We start from the raw sequence: 20,724 nt of genomic DNA on the forward strand, positions 1-20,724 counted from the left end.
TCGCGGCGATGAAAAATATTGTCATATTGATTTCCGGGCGTGGCTCCAATATGGAAGCCATTGTCCGGGCCTGCGCAGCCGAGCGGTGGCCGGCGCGCGTGGCCGCAGTGCTGTCGAACCGGCCTGATGCCTCGGGCCTGCAGTTTGCCGCCGATCACGGTATCGCCACTGGCGTGGTGGACCACAAGCAGTTTCCCGATCGTTCCGGTTTCGATGCGGCGATGCGCGATGCCATCGACGCGTACCAACCCGATGTGGTTGTTCTGGCCGGCTTCATGCGCATCTTGACCGACGACTTCGTCGAGCATTACGCGGGCCGGATGCTGAATATCCATCCGTCGCTGCTGCCGAGCTTTCCGGGCATGCACACGCACCGGCAAGCGCTGGATGCGGGCGTCAAGCTGCACGGTGCGACCGTGCATTTCGTCACGCCCGAGCTGGATCATGGCCCGATTGTGGTGCAGGCTGCGCTCGACGTTCTGCCTGGCGATACACCGGAATCGCTGGCCGATCGTTTGCTCGATAGCGAACATGTCATCTATCCACGCGCCGTGCGCTGGTTTGTCGAAGACCGCCTGCAAGTGCAGGACGGCGTAGTTCAAGTTCAACCGGCCGAACCCCAATGGTTCATGGCCATCTCGCCCGAAGCGGCAGGAAAACAGCCATGAGTCGGCAACAAGAAAACACCACCTCCCGCGACAACCGCCAGCGCCCGCGCGGCAGCAAGGGCAAGTCCAGCCCGATCCGCAAGGCACAAGGCGGCCAGGCCAATCAGGGCCCGCGCACGCCGGGCGGGCTGCAGGCGTTCCACCTGCAACATATCGATCGCCTGATCGGCAAGGTGCTGCTGTTCGCGCGTCCGGCGGATGCGGTGGTGAGCCACTACTTCCGTGAAAATAGCAAACTTGGCCATCGTGACCGCGGAATCATCGCTGAAGCAGTTTTCGCAGTGTTGCGTCGACGCGTCGAATTTGGTCAGTTTGCCGAGAGCGGCACCGGCGCGGCCTCGCGCCGCCTGGGCCTGCTGGGCCTGGCCGCGACGCTGGGCCGCGACACGCTGACCCCGTTCCTGTATCCGGACGAGGCCGAGTGGCTGGACCGCCTGACCACGATCGAACGATCGAGCCTGGCGCCGCGCGTGCGGGCCAATCTGCCCGAATGGCTGTACGACGATCTGGTTGCGCATCATGGCGAAGCGTTCACGGCCGCGATGGGCGATGCCTGGCTGCGTCCGGCGCCGCTGGACCTGCGCGTCAACACCGCCAAGCTGTCGCGCGAGGAAGCGCTGGCTGAATTGGAGGCCGCCGGCATTACCGCCGAACCGGCCCCGATGGCCCCGGCCGGCATTCGCCTGAAGGGCAAGCCCGCGCTGAATCAGCTGCCGCTGTTCATCAACGGTGGCGTCGAAGTGCAGGATGAAGGTAGCCAGCTGCTGTGCCATCTGCTGGCACCGAAGCGCGGCGAAATGGTGGTCGACTTCTGTGCGGGCGCGGGCGGCAAGACGCTGGCGCTGGGCGTGGCCATGCGTTCGACGGGCCGTCTCTATGCCTTCGATGTGTCGGAAAAGCGCCTGGCCAACCTGAAGCCGCGCCTGGCACGTAGCGGTTTGTCCAACGTTCATCCGGTGCTGATCGACTCGGAACGCGATACCAAGGTCAAGCGCCTGGCTGGCAAGATCGACCGCGTGCTGGTCGACGCGCCGTGCAGCGGCCTGGGCACGCTGCGCCGCAACCCGGACCTGAAATGGCGCCAGACGCCGGAATCGGTACTGGAATTGACCGCCAAGCAATCGGCGATTCTTGAAGCCGCCGCCAAGTTGGTGAAGGGTGGCGGACGCGTCGTGTACGCCACTTGCAGCGTGCTGGAGGCCGAAAACGAAGCGATCGTCCGTGATTTCCTGGCCAAGAACGAGAACTTCCGCCTGGTGCCGGCGGCCGAGGTATTCGCCGAGCAAAAGATCGCGGTGCCCGATTTGCCCGCAGAAGGCGGCATGTTGGCGCTGTATCCGCAAATCCACCAGACCGACGGCTTCTTCGCGGCCGTGCTGGAACGCACGCGTTAAGTCGGAAATGCGCGGAACCATGCAGAAGGCAGCACGATGAGCCCCGATACGCTCGCGGCGTTGACCCGCTCGCACTCGGTCATGGGCAAGATGCTCGACGACCTGATCCACGATGCGGGCGGGCAGGGGTTCTTCTGGCAGATCGGCATTCTGGCTGCCTGTCTGCTGGTGGCGTGGCCGCTGGCGCGCAACGTGATCAAGCGGCTCGAAGCGCGGCACGAGACGTCGAGCTTCGCGCTGCGCCTGGCTGCGGTCAGCCTGGAGCGCGCGATGTTCCCGCTGTTCGCGTGGCTGCTGGTCCTAGTGGCCCGCTATGCGCTGGCGCCGTTCGCGTCGATCAGCGTGCTGCGGCTGGCGCTGGTGCCGCTGTTCGGCATCACGGCCCTGTATTTCGCCTTCTACATCCTGCGCCGGGTCATGTCGGCCAACGGTCAGCTCCACGGCATGCTGGTGCTGGTGGAAAAGGTGCTGACCACGCTGGTGTGGATCGGCATGGCGCTGTACGTGGTGGGCCTGCTGCCGGATGTGGTGAAGTGGATGGAGGCCGTGCGGTTCCCGGTGGGCGGCAAGCATCCGATCAGCATTGCCGACGCACTGCTGGGCGTGGTGTGGATCCTGCTGACAGTGCTGGTGGCGATGTGGTTCGGTTCCTGGCTCGAAGACCGCCTGATGCGCGCCCAGACGCTGGACGCCAATCTCAAGGTCGTGCTGACGCGCATCGCCAAGGCGTTGCTGCTGCTGGTGTCGCTGCTTGTGAGCCTGTCGCTGGTGGGCATCGACCTGACCGTGCTGTCCGTGTTTGGCGGCGCGCTGGGCGTGGGTCTGGGCCTGGGCCTGCAGAAGATCGCCAGCAACTACATCTCGGGCTTCATCATTTTGCTGGACCGCTCCATCGCGCTCGGTGACCAGATCACCGTGGACAAGTACACCGGGATCGTTTCGCAGATCCGTACGCGTTACACGGTGCTGCGAAACGGCGACGGCGAAACGCTGCTGCCGAACGAGCAGCTGGTGGCCCAATCGGTGCAGAACCATTCGTTCTCGGGCACCAATGTGCGCGTGGCGGTGCGGGTGCAGGCCGACTACAACTCCGACCCGGAAACGGTGATCGCGCTGCTGCAGGCCTGTGTGCGTGATATTCCACGTGTGCTGGCGGAACCGGCCCCTGCGGCCTTCCTGGTAGCGTTTGCCGACAGCGGCATCGAGTACGAAACGGCGGTCTACATCGCCGATCCGCAGAACGGCAAGCTCGGCGTGCAATCGGCGATGAACCGTGCTATCTGGCGAAGTTTCCAGCAACATGGCGTGTCGATTCCGTATCCGCAGCGCGAATTGCGGGTGCTGAATCCCTCTTCAGGTGCCTTGCCCGCCACTGCCGCCAACGCCGAGTGAGTTCTTTGCGGGTCACCTGCGGAACCAAGGCCGATAGGCGGTATCAAAGTCGGGGAAAAAGCGGATGTCCCTCTCGCGCCGATCCGGTAGAATAACGGATTGTCGCGGGTATACTGACGACCCGCAGCCCCACACCAGACAACCGCCAGATTGCAGCGGTTCGTGCCTCGGCCAGGCTCCCCTCAGGGATACAGCCCGCGCCAGAAAGCTATCGCAATCGATAAATTTGCAGTCTTTTTTCTGCGCGACAGGTGCGCCGCACGGTGGTGCCGCGCTGCAAACACTCGTTTTACGACGGAGAACATAGTTTGTTCGACACAATTCTTGACTGGGCCGCCAACGGCCTCGCCAACTGGTCCTGGTGGGAGATCGTGATCTACACGCTCGTGGTGACGCACATCACGATCGCCGGCGTCACCATCTTCCTGCACCGCTGCATGGCGCACCGGTCGCTGGACCTGCATCCGATTGCCCAGCATTTCTTCCGCTTCTGGCTCTGGCTGACCACGGGCATGGTGACCAAGGAATGGACCGCCATCCACCGCAAGCACCACGCCAAGTGCGAGACCGAGGACGATCCGCACAGCCCGCAGACCCGCGGCATCCGCAAGGTGCTGCTGGAAGGCGCCGAACTGTATCGCGCCGAGGCCAAGAACAAGGAAACCGTTGCCAAGTTCGGTCACGGCACGCCCGATGACTGGGTCGAGCGCAATGTGTATTCGCGCTTTGGCTGGCAAGGCGTGGGCCTGATGCTGATCATCAACCTGGCGCTGTTCGGCGTGGTTGGCATGAGCGTGTGGGCCGTGCAGATGCTGTGGATCCCGATCCATGCCGCCGGCATCATCAATGGCCTGGGCCACTGGTGGGGCTATCGCAACTACGATTGCGAGGATGCATCGACCAACGTGTCGCCGTGGGGCTTCATCATCGGTGGCGAAGAGCTGCACAACAACCACCACACGTACCCGACGTCGGCCAAGTTCTCGATCAAGTGGTACGAGATCGACGTGGGCTGGTGGTACATCCGCGCGATGCAATCGGTGGGCCTGGCCAAGGTCAAGAAGACGCCGCCCAAGGCTCGCCTGGTGGAAGCGCGTCCGGTGGATCACAACACGCTGGAAGCGATCATCGCCAACCGCTACGACGTGATGGCCCGCTACGCCAAGGAGTTGAAGAGCGCGTACAAGGCCGAACTGCGCAAGCACAAGGAAGGCAATTCGCCCGAGTACAAGAGCTACAAGCCGGCCCGCAAGTGGTTCCACCGCGAGGAAGTGAAGCTGGGGGCGCCGCAGCGCCAGCAACTGGCCAGCATCACCGAGCAGAACAAGATGCTGCACACCTACGTGGAAATGCGTCGCGAACTGGCCGTGATCTGGGGCCGCTCGAATATGACGCGCGAGCAACTGCTGGCCCAGCTGCAGGCCTGGTGCCATCGCGCCGAAGCCAGCGGCATCCAGGCACTGCAGGAGTTTTCGCTGCGCCTGCGCCGGTACGCCTGATACAATCGCCGACGCGCCCGTCATGGCTAAAAGCCCCGCCCCAGGCGGGGCTTTTTCTTTTGGCTACACTCCCCATGTTCGCGGCATAGATCGCGCGCTCAAGCGCGGCGGCCGACGGGTGCCCCGAGGAGTACTGCACAGATGACCCCACAATCCATCAAGACCGTCGAGTTCGAGAAGCCGAACCTGGCGGATGCCGACAATGCCGCCGGCGGCAGCTGCATGGCCCATGCTTGGGCCAAGGTGCCTCCGACACTGACGCCTTACGAGCGCGGCGCGCTCAAGGACCGTATCCGCAAGCTGCTGAAGGAACGCAACGCGGTGCTGGTGGCGCACTACTACGTCGATGCCGACCTGCAGGACCTGGCCGAGGAAACTGGCGGGTGCGTGTCGGATTCCCTGGAGATGGCGCGCTTTGGTCGCGATCACGCCGCCCAGACGCTGGTCGTGGCGGGCGTGCGCTTCATGGGCGAGACGGCCAAGATCCTGAGCCCCGAAAAGACCATCCTGATGCCGGACCTCGACGCGACCTGCTCGCTCGACCTCGGTTGTCCGGCCGACGATTTTGCCGCGTTCTGCGACGCGCATCCGGACCGAACTGTGGTGGTCTACGCGAACACCAGCGCCGCCGTGAAGGCGCGCGCCGACTGGATGGTGACGTCGAGCATCGGCCTGAAGATCGTCGAGCATCTGCATGCTCGGGGCGAGAAAATCCTGTGGGCGCCGGACAAGCATCTGGGCAGCTACATCCAGAAGCAGACGGGCGCCGACATGCTGCTGTGGCAGGGCTCGTGCCTGGTGCATGACGAGTTCAAGGGCATCGAACTTGACCTGCTGCGGCGCGAGCATCCGAAGGCCAAGATCCTGGTGCACCCGGAGTCGCCCGCCAACGTGGTGGCGCAGGCCGATGTAGTGGGCTCCACCAGCCAGCTGATTGCCGCCGCCCAGCAGCTCGACGCCAGCGAATTCATCGTGGCCACCGACAACGGCATCCTGCACAAGATGCGCATGGCCGCGCCGGGCAAGATGTTCATCGAAGCCCCGACGGCCGGCAACAGCGCCACGTGCAAGAGTTGCGCGCATTGCCCGTGGATGGCCATGAACGCACTGACCAATCTGGCCGAAGTGCTAGAGACGGGCCGCAATGAAATCCACGTCGATGCCGATATCGGCCGGCGTGCCGTCACCTGCATCCAGCGCATGCTCGATTTCGCCGCGCAGCAGAAGGCCAACGTGCGCCCCGCCGCGGACCTGGCCAAAGAGGCCGCGCTGTTCCAGGGAGTGGGCCCGGCATGAGTGTGAATCCGGTATTCGACAGTTACGGCCCGGCGCTCAAGACCGCGCTGGAAGCCAATGTGCGCGCCGCCATTGCCGAGGACGTGGGCACCGGCGACCTGACCGGCCTGCTGGTGCCGGCCGACAAGCCGGTGCAGGCGCGTGTGATCGTGCGCGAAGCGGCCGTGCTGTGCGGGCGTCCGTGGTTCGAGGCCTGCATGAAGGCCGTGGACGAGCGCCTGCAGGTGACGTGGCTCAAGGAAGAGGGCGCGCGCATGGCGCCCGACGACGTGGTCTGCGAGATCACGGGCCCGGCCCGTGCGCTGCTGACCGCCGAGCGTCCGTCGCTGAACTTCCTGCAGTTGTTGTCCGGCGTGGCCACGGCCACGCGCCGCTACGCCGATCTGATTGCCGATACGCGCGCACGCGTGCTCGACACACGCAAGACGCTGCCCGGCCTGCGGCTGGCGCAGAAGTACGCGGTGAAGGTGGGCGGTGGCGAGAATCAGCGCCTGGCGCTGTACGACGGCATCCTGATCAAGGAAAACCACATCGCCGCGGCAGGCAGCATCACGGCAGCAATGGAGGCCGCATTGGCGCTGGGTACCGAAGCGTCAATCCAGATCGAAGTGGAGTCGATCGCCGAACTCGAAGAGGCGCTGGCGGCTGGCGCGAAGTCGGTGCTGATCGACAACTTCACGCTGGAGATGATGCGCGAGGCCGTGGCGTTGAACCACGACCGCGCGCTGCTGGAAGTCTCGGGTGGCGTGAACTACGAGACGATCCGCAGGTTCGCCGAGACCGGTGTCGACCGCATCTCGGTGGGCGCGCTCACCAAGGATGTGCGCGCGACCGACTATTCGCTGCGCATCATCGGCTAAGCATCAACCCCTGTGCTGACGGTGGCGGGCCGCCCGGCCTGTTACCGGCTGCAACACCGTGGGCAGTGCCTTCGGCAGGGTTTCCGGGTAGTCGCGGCTGAAGTGCAGCCCCCGGCTCTCATGGCGCGAGTACGCGCCTTCGACGATCAACGACGCCACTTCCACCAGGTTCCGCAGTTCCAGCAGGTCGCGCGTAACGCGGAAGTTCGCGTAATACTCGGCGATCTCCTCGCGCAGCAGGCCGATGCGGTGCTGCGCGCGCTCCAGGCGCTTGTCGGTGCGCACGATGCCCACGTAGTTCCACATCATGCGGCGCAACTCGTCCCAGTTGTGCGACACCACCACTTCCTCATCGGCGTCCGAGACGCGGCTTTCGTCCCAGGCCGGTAGCGGTAGATCGGGTGCGCCGGACTTGCCCTGCGTGGCGATGTCCGAGGCAGCAGCCTGGCCGATCACCATGCATTCGAGCAGCGAGTTCGATGCCAGCCGGTTGGCGCCATGCAGGCCCGTGCAGCCGGTCTCCCCGACCGCGTACAGGTTGCCGATATCGGTGCGGCCCGCGGTGTCCGTCACTACGCCGCCGCAGGTGTAGTGCGCGGCCGGCACCACCGGAATCGGTTCGTGGGCGATGTCGATGCCCAGTTCCAGGCAGCGTGCGTGGATGGTGGGGAAGTGCTCCTTCAGGAACGACTCGGGCTGGTGCGTGATATCGAGATAGACGCAATCGATGCCGCGCTTTTTCATCTCGAAGTCGATAGCGCGGGCCACCACGTCGCGCGGCGCCAGTTCGGCGCGCGCGTCGTGCTCGGGCATGAAGCGGGTGCCGTCGGGCAGCTTCAGCAGGCCGCCTTCGCCACGCACGGCTTCGGAGATCAGGAACGACTTGGCGTACGGGTGATAGAGGCAGGTCGGGTGAAACTGGATGAATTCCATGTTCGCCACGCGGCAGCCCGCGCGCCACGCCATGGCGATGCCGTCGCCGGTGGCCGTGTCGGGGTTGGTCGTATAGAGATAGACCTTGCCCGCGCCGCCGGCCGCCAGCACCGTGTGCGTGGCCGTGATGGTGCGCACTTCGTCGGTGGCCACGTCGAGCACGTAGAGGCCGTAGCAGCGGTTGCCCGGCAGTCCCAGCTTGGTCGATGTAATCAGGTCGATCGCGAACTGGTCTTCTAGAATCGTGATGTTCGGATGCTTGCGGGCCTGCTCGGCCAGCGTGGTGACCACGGCGTGACCGGTGGCATCGGCGGCGTGAATGATCCGTCGGCGGCTGTGGCCGCCCTCGCGCGTCAGGTGGAAGCCCAGTTCGGCCTGGTCGTCGCGCGTGAACGGCACGCCACGGTCGATCAGCCACTGGATGGCCTCGCGCCCATGTTCCACGATGAAGCGCGTGGCTTCCTCGTCGCAGAGGCCCGCACCGGCAACGAGCGTGTCCTGCGTATGCTCGTCGTGACTGTCACCGGAATCGAGCACCGCCGCGATGCCGCCCTGTGCCCAGTCGCTGGCCCCCGTTGTCATGGCACGCTTGCTGAGGATGACAACCCGGTGGGTGTCGGCCAGCTGCAGCGCGACGGTAAGGCCGGCCAGACCGCTGCCGACAATCGCGACATCGAAGTTCATGGTGCAGGGGGATCGCTTCTGGGGCGAAAGCGTGATGGGGGAAAGCTGGCAAGTCTACACTGGCTTGCCACGAAACTGACATCTTTCCCTTGTCAGACAAGGGTTGGCGGGCGTTGCGAAGTTGACGCCACAACGCCGGCAACGCGGAAGCGCGTCGCTAACGCAGCCCCAAAAGCAAAAAGCCCCGCGAGGGCGGGGCTTTCAGCTGAAGACCAGGGATCAATTACTTGATCTTGGTTTCCTTGTAAGGCACGTGCTTGCGGGCGACGGGATCGAACTTCGAGATCTCCATCTTTTCCGGCATGGTGCGCTTGTTCTTGGTGGTCGTGTAGAAATGACCCGTACCTGCGGTCGATTCCAGCTTGATCTTGTCGCGTCCGCCTTTGCTGGCCATGATTTACTCCTTATTAGACTTCGCCGCGTGCGCGCAGGTCTACGAGCACGGCGTCGATGCCTTTCTTGTCGATCAGGCGCAGACCGGCGTTCGAGACGCGCAGGCTCACCCAGCGGTTTTCCGATTCAACGAAGAAGCGGCGGTTCTGCAGATTGGGCAGAAAACGGCGCTTGGTCTTGTTGTTTGCGTGGGAAACGTTGTTGCCGACCATCGGCGCTTTCCCGGTCACTTGACAGACGCGTGCCATGAAGCACTCCTAAATCTTATTCGTGGACAATGTTCGCAACAGATCAACAAAAGGCGCGCGGGCCCGGACTGCAGCGGATTGGTACTTCAGCGAAACGAACATTATAGACCGGAATCGAGCGGCGAATCAATGCCCTCCGATAGATTCGGAAGGAGGCTGTTGCGCCGTGCCGCTTGCGTCACGTGGCGTGACGCCTGGAAGCCGGTCCTGCTCTGGACGCACCGCGGACAAACGCGGTGCGGACCACACTGTAATGGGGGCGGGGCGGCATGTCCAGCGCGGCGACAGCGGGTCAACTTCGTCAATTTCCGACATGGGGGCGCGGCCGTACCCGGCGGCGGACGGTCCAGTCGCATACAATGGCGGCTGTTGACCGGTTGACTCCCATGACTTTGCAAACTTCTTCGGCGCAGGCCGCCGCTGGTGGCGCGTCCGCGCGCAAGACCGTCCAGGCCGATTCCTTCCTGACGCTTCATTACAGTATCGCCCTCGAGAACGGCACCGAAGTGGTGAGCACGTTCGAGGAAAAGCCCGCCACGCTGCTGCTGGGTCAGGGCCAGTTCGCCCCCACGCTGGAGCAGGCGCTGCTGGGCATGCCCGAGGGCGACCGCATGACGTACCGCCTGGATGCCGAACACGCATTCGGCCCGCGCAATCCTGAACTGCTGCAGTGGGTCTCGCTGGCCACGCTGCGCGAGAACAGCTCGTTCGAGGAGGAGTACACGCCCGGCGATCTCGTCGAATTCAACGCGCCCGGCGGCGGCAAGTACGCCGGGGTGCTGAAGGAATATGGCGAAACCGCGGCGCTCTTCGATTTCAACCACCCGCTGGCCGGACAGACGATCCTGTTCGACGTCCAGCTGATCGGAATTCTCTGATGTCCGCCGTGGCGATGGAACGCAGCATGACCGAACTTACTACTTCTGCCGACGCCGAAATCCTGATGGCCCAGCCGCGCGGCTTCTGCGCCGGCGTGGACCGCGCCATCGAAATCGTGGAACGCGCGCTGTCGCGGTTCGGCGCACCGATCTACGTGCGTCACGAGATCGTGCACAACGCCTATGTGGTGGCCGACCTGCGCGACAAGGGCGCGATCTTCATCGACGAACTGGAGGAAGTGCCAGCCGGTTCGACGGTCATCTTCAGCGCGCACGGCGTGTCGAAGGAAGTGCGTGCCGACGCCACGCGCCGTGGCCTGACCGTGTTCGATGCCACCTGCCCGCTGGTGACCAAGGTCCACGTGGAAGTGGGCAAGATGCGCGCCGAAGGTTGCGAAATCATCATGATCGGCCACAAGGGTCACCCCGAGGTGGAGGGCACGATGGGCCAGTCCGAGCAGGGCATGCTGCTGGTGGAGTCGGTCGAAGACGTCAACCGGCTCGTGGTGCGCAATCCGGTGCAGCTGGCCTATGTCACGCAGACCACGCTGTCGGTGGACGAGACGGCCGAGATCGTGACGGCGCTCAAGGTGCGCTTCCCGCAGATCCGTGAGCCCAAGAAGCAGGACATCTGCTATGCCACGCAGAACCGCCAGGACGCCGTGAAGTTCATGGTGCCCCAGGTGGAAGTGGTGATCGTGGTGGGCAGCCCGAACAGCTCGAACTCGAACCGCCTGCGCGAACTGGCCGCCCGTCTGGGCGTGCCGGCCTACATGGTCGATGACCCCGAGCAGCTCAAGCCGGAGTGGGTGGCCGGCAAGCGTCGTATCGGCCTGACCGCCGGCGCGTCGGCGCCCGAAGCGCTGGCCCAGGCCATCGTAGAGCGCCTGCGCACGTTTGGCGTCAAGAGCGTGCGGGCGCTGGAAGGCGTGGAAGAGAACATGTCGTTCCCGCTGCCGCGCGGCCTGGCGAGCGTGTCTGTCCAGTCCTGACGACCCTCCCTGCTACCTGATTTTTCCGAACGCCGCTGGCCATCCGCCAGCGGCGTTTGCATTTCTGGCGTCCCTTCGCCGCCCACCTCTTCCTGAATCCGTTTCCGTTCAACCGGGTTGCACCGCCCTGGTGCGACGGATGACGCATGCCTGAATACATTGCAATTGGCCTCCGATCGCGCGTAGCCTTATTAGAAGCGATTATCGCGGCGGTACCTGTACGGACACCCAGACAATATCAGGGTAATCCCGGGGAATGGGGTTTTCCCTATTATGGTGCGGCGCTACATTCTGCACATTAGAGCAAGCGCCTGGTAAATCGAATGAAATGCCTAATTAATAGCAGGGCATTATAGGTGGCGCCGGGATGGCTTGATTCATGGCCTGTGCGGCGCCTCAGGCGCTGCAGGCATGATTCTTGAAAGGGAAGGAGACGGGTCTGCCAAGTAGGCGGAGATTGCCCCAATCTGTGCACTGGGGAAATTCCCTAGCTCATTTGGCGGGTAAATGGTTCAGGTTGTTGCGTCGCGTATTGCATCCGCAAAGAAAGGGGATACAATGCGCGCGTTTCAAATTGAAACTAAACAAAGGCGGTCCAGGAAATACGTCCGGGAGGCGTAGTTATTTTCCTGTTTTTGTGAATCCTAGGAGATCACTCATGCAATTCACGTTTGCCAAGATTCTGCCGATCGCGGCCGCTGTGGCGCTGGTCGCTGCATGTGGCAAGAAGGAAGAAAAGCCGGCTGATGCGGCAGCATCCGCACCGGCGGCCGCCGCGGCGCCTGCCGCTGCCGGTGGTGAAACCGTCGTCAAGATCGGCCACGCCGCGCCGCTGACGGGCGGCATTGCCCACCTTGGCAAGGACAACGAAAACGGCGCGCGCCTGGCCGTGGAGGAAGTGAACAAGACCGGTCTGGAAATCGGCGGCAAGAAGATCAAGCTGGAACTGGTGGGCGAAGACGACGCCGCCGATCCGAAGACCGGTACTGCCGTGGCCCAGAAGCTGGTGGATGCCAAGGTCGTGGCCGTGGTGGGTCACCTGAACTCGGGCGTGTCGATTCCGGCCTCGAAGATCTACAGCGACGCCGGCATCACGCAGATCTCGCCGTCGTCGACCAACCCGGACTACACGAAGCAAGGCTTCAAGACCACGTACCGCGTGGTGGCCACCGACGCCCAGCAGGGCCCGGCACTGGCCAACTACGCCGCCAAGAGCCTGCACGCCAAGAGCGTGGCGATCGTCGACGACGCCACCGCCTACGGCAAGGGCCTGGCCGACGAGTTCGAGAAGACCGCCAAGGCTGCCGGTGTGAACGTGGTGGCACGCGAAGCCACCAACGACAAGGCCACCGACTTCAAGGCCATTCTGACCAAGATCAAGGGCAAGAAGCCGGACGTGATCATGTACGGCGGCATGGACGCCACCGGCGGTCCGTTCGCCAAGCAGGCCAAGGAACTGGGCATCACGTCCAAGATCGTTGGCGGCGACGGCGTCTGTACCGACAAGGTGGCCGAACTGGCTGGCGACGCAGTGTCCAACATCATCTGCTCGGAAGCGGGTCTGGCCCTGTCGAAGATGGAAACCGGCGCCGATTTCGAGAAGCGCTACCAGGCTCGTTTCAACTCGCCGGTGCAGATCTACGCACCGTTCACCTATGACGCCGTCATGGTGGTCGTGGATGCAATGAAGCGCGCCAACTCGACCGACCCGGCTGCCATTCTGGCCGAAATGCCCAAGACGAACTACAAGGGCGTGATCGGCAACATCGCCTTCGACGAGAAGGGCGACATGAAGGAAGGCACCATCACGCTGTACGAGTACAAGGACAAGAAGAAGTCCGTCCTCGACGTCGTAAAGATGTAATCCGGGGCTTACCGTCCCAGACGAACGGCACCGTGAGTACCTTGCGGTGCCGTTCTTTTTAGTCTCGCCAACGTGTTTTTGAACATCCTTACCATGGGTGGAACAGGGCGGGCAGCACACCAGCAAAACTGATTACCAACCTACCCGACCTATCCAACATTACCGTCCCTTCCACGGCATCCACACCATGCCGGCCGGAGCGGGGCTGAAGCAGGAGTTTTCATGGATATCTTTATCCAGCAGATCGTGAACGGTCTGGTGCTCGGCAGCATCTATGCGCTGATCGCACTGGGCTACACCATGGTCTACGGCATTCTGGGCATCATCAACTTCGCTCACGGCGACGTCCTGATGATTGGCGCGCTGACCGCTTTGTCGGCAATCATGGGGCTGCAGAAATTTGCCCCCGGTCTGCCCGAATGGCTGACGCTGGTGATCGCCACGCTGATCGCCATGCCCGTCTGTGCAGTGCTTGCCTATACGATTGAACGCGTGGCTTACCGGCCGTTGCGCAATGCGCCGCGCCTGGCCCCGCTGATTACCGCGATCGGTGTTTCGATCATCCTCCAGACTATGGGGATGCTGATCTGGTCGCGCAACCCGCTGACGTTCCCGCAGCTGCTGCCCTCGGAACCGATCGACATCGGCTCCACCGGCGCCACCATCACCGGCAAGGAAATGGTCATCATCGGCCTGGCCGTGATGGTCATGGCGGGCCTGTTGGCCCTGGTGAACCGCACCAAGCTCGGCCGCGCCATGCGCGCCACCGCCGAGAACCAGAAGGTGGCGGGCCTGATGGGCGTGAACCCCAACTTCGTGATTTCGGCCACGTTCATGATCGGCGCCACGCTGGCGGCGCTGGCTGGCGTGATGATGGCCACCAATTACGGCAACGCCCACTTCTACATGGGCTTCATTCCTGGCCTGAAGGCGTTCACCGCCGCCGTGCTGGGCGGCATCGGCAACCTGGCGGGTGCCATGGTGGGCGGCATGCTGCTGGGGCTGATCGAGGCACTGGGCGCCGGCTACATCGGCGACCTGACCAATGGTGTGTTCGGCTCGAACTACCAGGACGTGTTTGCCTTCATCGTGCTGATTATCGTGCTCGTGTTCCGTCCGTCCGGCATCATGGGCGAACGCGTGGCCGACCGCGCCTGAGGGGAGAGAATCCATGAATACTCCGATTCCATCCACGGCCGTGGCGGCGCCGTCGCGTGTCCCGGCCAAGACCCTGGCGGCCCTGCTGGCCTTTCTGGTGGTGGCGCTGTGCGCGCCGTTCTTCGTCCAGACCTTTGGCGGCAACTACTGGGTGCGCGTGCTGGACTTCGCGCTGCTCTACATCATGCTGGCGCTGGGCCTGAACATCGTGGTGGGCTTTGCCGGCCTGCTTGACCTGGGCTATATCGCGTTCTACGCGGTGGGCGCCTACAGCATGGCGCTGCTCGGTTCGCCGCACCTGGCCAACCAGTTCGAGTGGATCCACCAGCTGTTCCCGAACGGCCTGCATCTGACGATGTGGCTCGTGTTGCCGTGCGCGGTGCTGGTTGCGGCCACGTTCGGTGTGCTGCTGGGGGCGCCCACGCTGAAACTGCGCGGCGACTACCTGGCCATCGTGACCCTGGGCTTCGGCGAGATCATCCGGATCTTCATGAACAACCTGGATCGTCCGCTGAACATCACCAACGGTCCCAAGGGCATCACGGCGGTAGACCCGGTGCATATCTTCGGCTTCGACTTCTCGAAATCGCACGAGATCTTCGGGATGAAGTTCACGCCGGTGTTCATGTACTACTACCTGCTGGTGTTCCTGGTCATCGTGATCGTGTTCATCTGCCTGCGCCTGCAGAACTCGCGCATCGGCCGTGCCTGGGTGGCGATTCGTGAAGACGAGATCGCGGCCAAGGCCATGGGCATCAACACCCGCAACATGAAGCTGCTGGCCTTTGCCATGGGTGCGTCATTCGGCGGCGCCTCGGGCGCGGTGTTCGGTGCGTTCCAGGGCTTTGTCTCGCCGGAATCGTTCACGCTGTGGGAATCGATCTACATTCTGGCCATCGTGGTGCTGGGCGGCATGGGCCACATCCCGGGCGTGATCCTGGGCGGCATCCTGCTGGTGGGTTTCCAGGAACTGCTGCGCGTGGTGGCGGAACCGATGCAGACCGGCCTGTTCGGCCACGTGATCGTTGACGCTGAAGTACTGCGCCAGCTGCTGTTCGGCCTGGCCCTGGTGGCGGTGATGCTGTACCGCCCGGCGGGTATCTGGCCGTCGCCGCGCAAGGAAGATCGCCCGGTGGCGCGCCGCGCGGGCAACGTGGGCCGTTTCTGAGCAGGAGGACAACATGAGCAATTCCGAATTCCTCCTGTCCGTACAGGGGGTCAACAAGCGTTTCGGCGGCCTGCAGGCGCTGTCCGATGTGGGCCTGCAGATCAAGGCCGGTGAAATCTATGGCCTGATCGGCCCGAACGGTGCTGGCAAGACCACGTTCTTCAACGTGATCACCGGCCTGTACACGCCCGATTCGGGCGAGTTCGTGCTGGGCGGCAAGCCGTACCAGCCGACCGCCGTGCATGAAGTGGCCAAGACCGGCATCGCGCGCACGTTCCAGAACATCCGCCTGTTTGGCGAGATGACCGCGCTGGAAAACGTGATGGTGGGCCGCCACGTGCGCACCAAGGCCGGGCTGTTCGGCGCCGTGTTCCGTCCGCCTTCGGTGCGCCGCGAAGAAGAGGGCATCGAGGACATGGCGCACGACCTGCTGGACTACGTGGGCATTGGCAAATACGCCAATTTCACGTCGCGCAACCTGTCGTACGGCCACCAGCGCCGTCTGGAGATCGCCCGCGCGCTGGCTACCGAGCCCAAGCTGCTGGCGCTGGACGAGCCCGCGGCGGGCATGAACGCCACCGAGAAGGTGGAACTGCGCGGCCTGCTGGAAAAGATCAAGAACGATGGCAAGACCATCCTGCTGATCGAGCACGACGTGAAACTGGTGATGGGCCTGTGCAACCGCCTGACCGTGCTGGACTACGGCAAGGTCATCGCGCAGGGCCTGCCTCAGGAAGTCCAGAGCAATCCTGCCGTGATCGAGGCCTACCTCGGCGCGTCGGCGCACTAAGGCGGGAGAGAAGCAATGCCACAAACGATTCTGAAGATTTCGGGCCTGAAGGTGGCCTATGGCGGCATCCAGGCCGTCAAGGGTGTCGACCTGGAGATCCAGGACGGCGAACTCGTGACGCTGATCGGTGCCAACGGCGCCGGCAAGACCACGACCATGAAGGCCATCACCGGCCTGCAGGGCTGGGCCGGCGGCGATGTGGAGTACATGGGCAAGTCCATCAAGGGCGTGCCCAGCTACACGCTGCTCAAGCAGGGGCTGGCGATGGTGCCGGAAGGCCGCGGCGTGTTCGCGCGCATGACGATCACCGAGAACCTGCAGATGGGTGCGTACACGCGCAACGACGAGGCCGGCATCAAGGCCGACATCGATCGCATGTTCGAGACGTTCCCGCGCCTGAAGGAACGTGCCAACCAGCTGGCCGGCACGATGTCGGGCGGCGAGCAGCAGATGCTGGCCATGGCGCGTGCGCTGATGAGCCAGCCCAAGCTGCTGCTGCTGGACGAGCCGTCGATGGGTCTGTCGCCGATCATGGTCGAGAAGATCTTCGAGGTGGTGCGTACCGTGTCGGGGCAGGGCGTGACGGTGCTGCTGGTGGAGCAGAACGCGCGCCTGGCGCTGCAGGCCGCCCACCGCGGCTACGTGATGGAGTCGGGCCTCATCACGATGAGCGGCGACGCCAAGCAGATGCTGGACGATCCGAAGGTGCGGGCGGCGTACCTGGGCGAGTGAAGTAGTAATGGTTGTCTCCCCTCTCCCGCTTGCGGGAGAGGGGAGCAAGACTGAAAAGCCTCGCGTTCTGCGAGGCTTTTTTCCTTACGCCAGCTTCTTCAGCAGCTCGCGCAGCATGCCGATCATCTGGTCGATTTCCTCGCGGGTCACGTTCAGGGCCGGCATGAAGCGCAGCAGGTTCGGGCGCGGCGCGTTCAGCAGCAGGCCGGTCGGGTTCATCTCGCGTGCTTCTTCCACGATCTGCGGGCCGATGTCCTTGCCCAGCACCAGCGCGCGCAGCAGGCCTTCGCCGCGTTCGCCGCCCAGACCGAATTCCGCCGACAGCGCCAGCAGCTGCTCGCGCAGGTACTGGCCCTTGGCCTTCACGTCGTCCATGAAGCCCGGCGCGGTGAGCTGCGAGATCACCGAGCTGCCCACGGCCGTCATCAGCGGGTTGCCGTTGTACGTGCCGCCCTGGTCGCCGGCCTCGAAGCTGGCCACGTCGGCCTTGCACAGCAGCGCCGACAGCGGTACGCCGCCGCCAATGCCCTTGCCCAGCGTCATGATGTCCGGCTCCACGCCCGACAGCTCGTACGCGAACAGCGTGCCGCAGCGGCCGCAGCCGGTCTGCACTTCATCGACGATCAGCAGCAGCTTGTGCTTGTCGGCCAGCGCGCGCAGACCCTGCATGAATTCGCGGGTGGCGGGGATCACGCCGCCTTCGCCCTGCACCGGCTCCAGCATGATGCCGACGGTTTTGTCGGTGATCAGCTTTTCCACCGAAGCCAGGTCGTTCAGGTCGGCCTTCGGGAAGCCCGGCACCTGCGGCGCGAAGATGGTGTCCCAGCCGGCCTTGCCCGACGCGCTCATGGTCGCCAGCGTGCGGCCATGGAAGCTGTGGTCCATCGTGATGATCTCGAACGCGCCGTTCTTGTGCTTGCGGCCCCATTTGCGCGCCAGCTTGATCGCACCTTCGTTGGCTTCGGCGCCGCTGTTGGCGAAGAACACCTTGTCGAAGCAGCTGTTGTCGGTCAGCTGGTTGGCCAGCTTCAGCATCGGCTCGTTGTAGAAGGCCGGGCTCGGATTCAGCAGCTTGCGCGCCTGCTGTTCCAGCGCCTGGATCATGCCCTCGTTCGAGTGGCCCAGCGCGTTGACCGCCCAGCCCTGCACGAAATCCAGATAGCGCTTGCCGTTATGGTCCGTCAGCCACGACCCCTTGCCTTCGGTGAAGACCAGTTCGGGGCGGTTGGTGATGTACATCAGCGATTGGACGGGAAACTCAGCAAATGCCATGGCGGACTCCTGGGATCGGCATGAAAAGATGGACGGACAAAAGCAAAAAGCCACGGGGGTTGCCCGTGGCTCGTTGACCTGAACAGACGCTGTCTACGGTCAGCCGCGCGGCACCCCGGAGGGGAGCAACGTACGTGCGCGGCGTCGGATCATGGCGGTGTTCATGGCGGCCAATATAAGACGCATGCGCCCGGGTGTCAAAGCGAAATTTGGCAGACCCGGGTGGCATTGTTGTGTCGACGGAACGGCGGGCCGGTCGGTCAGGCGGCGCCAGCCTGGTGCAGATCGGCCTCGGACGTGAATGAATCGGCGAAGAAGGCGTCCTCGTGCAGGCGGCATTGGGCCGAGAAATCGGTGCGCGCGGCGTTGACCATGACCGGCGCGCCGCAGGCGTAGACCTCGTGGCCCGACAGGTCCGGATGGTCGGCCATCACGGCCTGGTGGACAAAGCCGGTGCGGCCCGACCAGTTGTCGTCGGCCTGCGCGTTGGACACCACCGGCACGTACTTGAAATTCGGCAGGTCGCGCGCCCACTGCTCGCACAGCGCGTGCATGTACAGGTCGGCCGGACGGCGGCCGCCCCAGTACAGCGTCATCGGGCGCGTGATGCCCGTATAGGCGGCGTGCTCGACGATGGCCTTGATCGGCGCGAAGCCGGTGCCCGAGGCCAGCAGGATGATCGGCTTGTCGGAATCCTCGCGCAGGAAGAAGCTGCCCAGCGGACCCTCGAAGCGCAGGATGTCGCGATCCTTCATGGCCGGCATGCCTTCCTTGGCGCCGAACACGTAGTCGGTGAACGCGCCGCCCGGCATGTGGCGGATGTGCAGTTCGATCGGGCCTTCCTCGTGCGGCGGCGTGGCGATCGAATAGCTGCGGCGCTTGCCGTCGCGCAGCAGGAATTCCACGTACTGGCCGGCCAGGAACTGCATGCGCTCGGTGGCGGGCAGTTGCAGCTTGACGGCGATGACGTCGTCAGCTAGGCGCTCCATGGTGGCCACGCGGCACGGGATCTTCTTGATGGGGATGTCGCCGGCGCCATGCACCTCGCGGCATTCGATCGTGATGTCCGAGGTGGCGTTGGCGCAGCAGAACAGGGCGCGGCCTTCGGTCTTTTCCTGGGCCGTCAGGGCCGACGCGGCGTGGTCGCCCTGCTGGATCGTGCCTTCGACCACGCGGCCCTTGCACGACCCGCAGGCGCCGTTCTTGCAGCCGTAAGGCAGGCCGATGCTATGGCGCAGCGCGGCGCCTAGGATGGTTTCGTCGGCAGCCACTTCAAACTTGTGGCCACTCGGCATGACGGTAACTTGATAAGCCATAATCGGGTCTATGAACCAAATTCTGTCGCCGCAAGCGGCGTTGTCTTCCCCACGGGGCGTTCGGCGTCGGCGGCTGGGCCGTCCGCGCCTGCTGATCGTTGGCTGCGGCGATGTTGGCACCCGCATCCTGCGCGAGCTGGCCACGCGCATGCGCGTGTTCGCCGTGACGTCGCAACCATCGCGCCAGGCTGAACTGCGAGAAGCCGGTGCGATTCCGCTGGTGGCCAACCTGGATCAGCCGGCCACACTGGCACGGCTGTCGCGGCTGGCCGCGCGGGTCATCGACCTGGCGCCGCCGCCCGGTCAGGGCGATGGCGATCCACGCACGCAAGCGTTGCTGGGTGCGCTACGGCGCACCAGCTGGCGCCGCACGCGTGCCCAACGGCCGGGCGTCAGCGAGGCCGCCATTCTACCCGAGCGGGGCTGGCACCGGGCGTTTGAGGCCGCCTCGCGGCACCGCGCTGCCGGCGCCTTCATCTATGCCAGCACCACCGGTGTCTACGGCGACCGCGGCGGCGCGCGCGTGCAGGAATTTCACGCGGTGCGTCCGCAGACTGCACGGGCCCGGCGCCGAGTGGCGGCGGAATCGGCGGTGCGCGCCTTTGGCCGCGACGCCGGCTGGCGGACGGGCGTCGTGCGCGTCCCCGGCATCTATGCGGAAGACCGGCTGCCCGTGGCGCGCCTGCACAAGGGCACGCCGGCGCTGGCGCCCCAGGACGACGTCTACACCAGCCATATCCACGCCGACGACCTGGCGCGGGCCATGATCGCCGCGCTCTGGCGTGGCCGGCCCCAGCGCGTGGTGCATGCCAGCGACGACACCGAACTGCGCATGGCCGACTATTTCGACCTCGTGGCAGACCGCAAGGGCCTGCCGCGCCCGCCGCGCATCACCCGCCAGCAGGCACGTGACACCATCGACCCCACGCTCCTGAGCTTCATGAGCGAATCGCGCCGGCTGGACAACCGCCGGCTCAAGCGCGAACTGCGGCTGCGCTTGCGTTATCCCACGGTCAGTTCGTTTTTTGATCGTTGACGCGCCCAGGCCGATCTCTGGCCCCCCTCTCCCATGAACAAAATGGGAGAGGGGGGGAGAGGGCGTCGAGGTTCTGCTTGCTGACGTTTGGCAATTTGAACTGCCGGGCCCTCTCCCCCGACCCCTCTCCCGCCTTGCGGGAGAGGGGAGC

Annotated in this window: 19 protein-coding genes; 14 read left to right on the forward strand and 5 right to left on the reverse strand. The window is 64.3% G+C overall.

Annotation, left to right across the window (positions count from 1 at the left end; genetic code table 11):
* Positions 1-8: 8 nt before the first annotated feature.
* The 6 genes from purN (at position 9) to nadC (ending at position 7,109) form a co-directional block, all read left to right on the forward strand.
* Entirely contained in the window at positions 9-668 is a 660-nt protein-coding gene (gene purN / locus CYJ10_RS07025; protein WP_101680781.1) for a phosphoribosylglycinamide formyltransferase, read from the forward strand.
* The gene (locus CYJ10_RS07030; protein WP_101680782.1) at positions 665-2,062 is read left to right on the forward strand and encodes an RsmB/NOP family class I SAM-dependent RNA methyltransferase; all 1,398 of its coding nucleotides are present in this window, start codon (positions 665-667) and stop codon (positions 2,060-2,062) included. The genes purN and CYJ10_RS07030 overlap by 4 nt, the downstream gene beginning before the upstream one ends.
* 36 nt (positions 2,063-2,098) lie before the next feature.
* Positions 2,099-3,454 (forward strand): mechanosensitive ion channel family protein, encoded by a 1,356-nt coding sequence (locus CYJ10_RS07035; RefSeq protein ID WP_101680783.1) that lies wholly within the window; start codon positions 2,099-2,101, stop codon positions 3,452-3,454.
* Positions 3,455-3,762: 308 nt separating this feature from the next.
* Complete coding sequence (locus tag CYJ10_RS07040) at positions 3,763-4,953, forward strand: DesA family fatty acid desaturase (RefSeq protein WP_101680784.1); 1,191 nt, start codon at positions 3,763-3,765, stop codon at positions 4,951-4,953.
* Positions 4,954-5,094: 141 nt separating this feature from the next.
* Positions 5,095-6,249 (forward strand): quinolinate synthase NadA, encoded by a 1,155-nt coding sequence (gene nadA / locus CYJ10_RS07045; protein ID WP_101680785.1) that lies wholly within the window; start codon positions 5,095-5,097, stop codon positions 6,247-6,249.
* Positions 6,246-7,109, forward strand: coding sequence for a carboxylating nicotinate-nucleotide diphosphorylase (gene nadC / locus CYJ10_RS07050; protein ID WP_101680786.1), 864 nt, complete (start codon positions 6,246-6,248; stop codon positions 7,107-7,109). Before nadA ends, nadC begins: the two co-directional genes overlap by 4 nt.
* Before the next feature lie 3 nt (positions 7,110-7,112).
* Here the strand turns inward: nadC and nadB are convergent, their stop codons facing one another.
* The 3 genes from nadB to rpmB form a co-directional block, all read right to left on the reverse strand.
* The gene (gene nadB, locus CYJ10_RS07055; protein ID WP_101680787.1) at positions 7,113-8,726 is read right to left on the reverse strand and encodes an L-aspartate oxidase; all 1,614 of its coding nucleotides are present in this window, start codon (positions 8,724-8,726) and stop codon (positions 7,113-7,115) included.
* Between the two features lie 223 nt (positions 8,727-8,949).
* The gene (gene rpmG, locus CYJ10_RS07060; protein WP_008644909.1) at positions 8,950-9,120 is read right to left on the reverse strand and encodes a 50S ribosomal protein L33; all 171 of its coding nucleotides are present in this window, start codon (positions 9,118-9,120) and stop codon (positions 8,950-8,952) included.
* A gap of 13 nt (positions 9,121-9,133) precedes the next feature.
* The gene (rpmB, locus tag CYJ10_RS07065) at positions 9,134-9,367 is read right to left on the reverse strand and encodes a 50S ribosomal protein L28 (protein ID WP_101680788.1); all 234 of its coding nucleotides are present in this window, start codon (positions 9,365-9,367) and stop codon (positions 9,134-9,136) included.
* A 386-nt stretch (positions 9,368-9,753) separates the two neighbouring features.
* Between rpmB and CYJ10_RS07070 the strand changes: the two genes are divergently transcribed.
* The 7 genes from CYJ10_RS07070 to CYJ10_RS07100 all read left to right on the forward strand — a co-directional run bounded on the left by CYJ10_RS07070 (position 9,754) and on the right by CYJ10_RS07100 (position 16,949).
* The gene (locus tag CYJ10_RS07070) at positions 9,754-10,245 is read left to right on the forward strand and encodes an FKBP-type peptidyl-prolyl cis-trans isomerase (protein ID WP_101680789.1); all 492 of its coding nucleotides are present in this window, start codon (positions 9,754-9,756) and stop codon (positions 10,243-10,245) included.
* Positions 10,245-11,237, forward strand: a complete 993-nt coding sequence (gene ispH, locus CYJ10_RS07075; protein ID WP_101680790.1) for a 4-hydroxy-3-methylbut-2-enyl diphosphate reductase — start codon at positions 10,245-10,247, stop codon at positions 11,235-11,237. Before CYJ10_RS07070 ends, ispH begins: the two co-directional genes overlap by 1 nt.
* 658 nt (positions 11,238-11,895) lie before the next feature.
* Entirely contained in the window at positions 11,896-13,101 is a 1,206-nt protein-coding gene (locus tag CYJ10_RS07080; protein ID WP_101680791.1) for a branched-chain amino acid ABC transporter substrate-binding protein, read from the forward strand.
* Between the two features lie 222 nt (positions 13,102-13,323).
* On the forward strand, positions 13,324-14,259 hold the full coding sequence (locus CYJ10_RS07085) for a branched-chain amino acid ABC transporter permease (RefSeq protein WP_066732058.1): 936 nt from the start codon (positions 13,324-13,326) through the stop codon (positions 14,257-14,259).
* A gap of 13 nt (positions 14,260-14,272) precedes the next feature.
* Entirely contained in the window at positions 14,273-15,427 is a 1,155-nt protein-coding gene (locus tag CYJ10_RS07090) for an ABC transporter permease subunit (RefSeq protein ID WP_101680792.1), read from the forward strand.
* A 13-nt stretch (positions 15,428-15,440) separates the two neighbouring features.
* Positions 15,441-16,217 carry an ABC transporter ATP-binding protein gene (locus CYJ10_RS07095; RefSeq protein WP_101680793.1) on the forward strand — a complete coding sequence of 259 codons (777 nt, stop codon included), beginning with the start codon at positions 15,441-15,443 and terminating at the stop codon, positions 16,215-16,217.
* A gap of 15 nt (positions 16,218-16,232) precedes the next feature.
* A complete protein-coding gene (locus tag CYJ10_RS07100) occupies positions 16,233-16,949 on the forward strand; it encodes an ABC transporter ATP-binding protein (protein ID WP_101680794.1) in 717 nt (238 codons plus the stop codon).
* 84 nt (positions 16,950-17,033) lie between these two features.
* Here the strand turns inward: CYJ10_RS07100 and CYJ10_RS07105 are convergent, their stop codons facing one another.
* Together CYJ10_RS07105 and CYJ10_RS07110 are read right to left on the reverse strand one after the other, a co-directional pair.
* Positions 17,034-18,221, reverse strand: coding sequence for an acetylornithine transaminase (locus CYJ10_RS07105; protein ID WP_101680795.1), 1,188 nt, complete (start codon positions 18,219-18,221; stop codon positions 17,034-17,036).
* Positions 18,222-18,481: 260 nt separating this feature from the next.
* Entirely contained in the window at positions 18,482-19,537 is a 1,056-nt protein-coding gene (locus CYJ10_RS07110; protein ID WP_101680796.1) for a CDP-6-deoxy-delta-3,4-glucoseen reductase, read from the reverse strand.
* A gap of 10 nt (positions 19,538-19,547) precedes the next feature.
* On the opposite strand from CYJ10_RS07110, the gene CYJ10_RS07115 reads away from it, so the two are divergent.
* Complete coding sequence (locus CYJ10_RS07115; protein WP_101680797.1) at positions 19,548-20,573, forward strand: NAD-dependent epimerase/dehydratase family protein; 1,026 nt, start codon at positions 19,548-19,550, stop codon at positions 20,571-20,573.
* The last annotated feature ends 151 nt before the right edge of the window (positions 20,574-20,724 follow it).

Origin of the sequence: Cupriavidus pauculus, assembly GCF_002858765.1 — a bacterium.
Classification (GTDB): Bacteria; Pseudomonadota; Gammaproteobacteria; order Burkholderiales; family Burkholderiaceae; genus Cupriavidus; species Cupriavidus pauculus_B.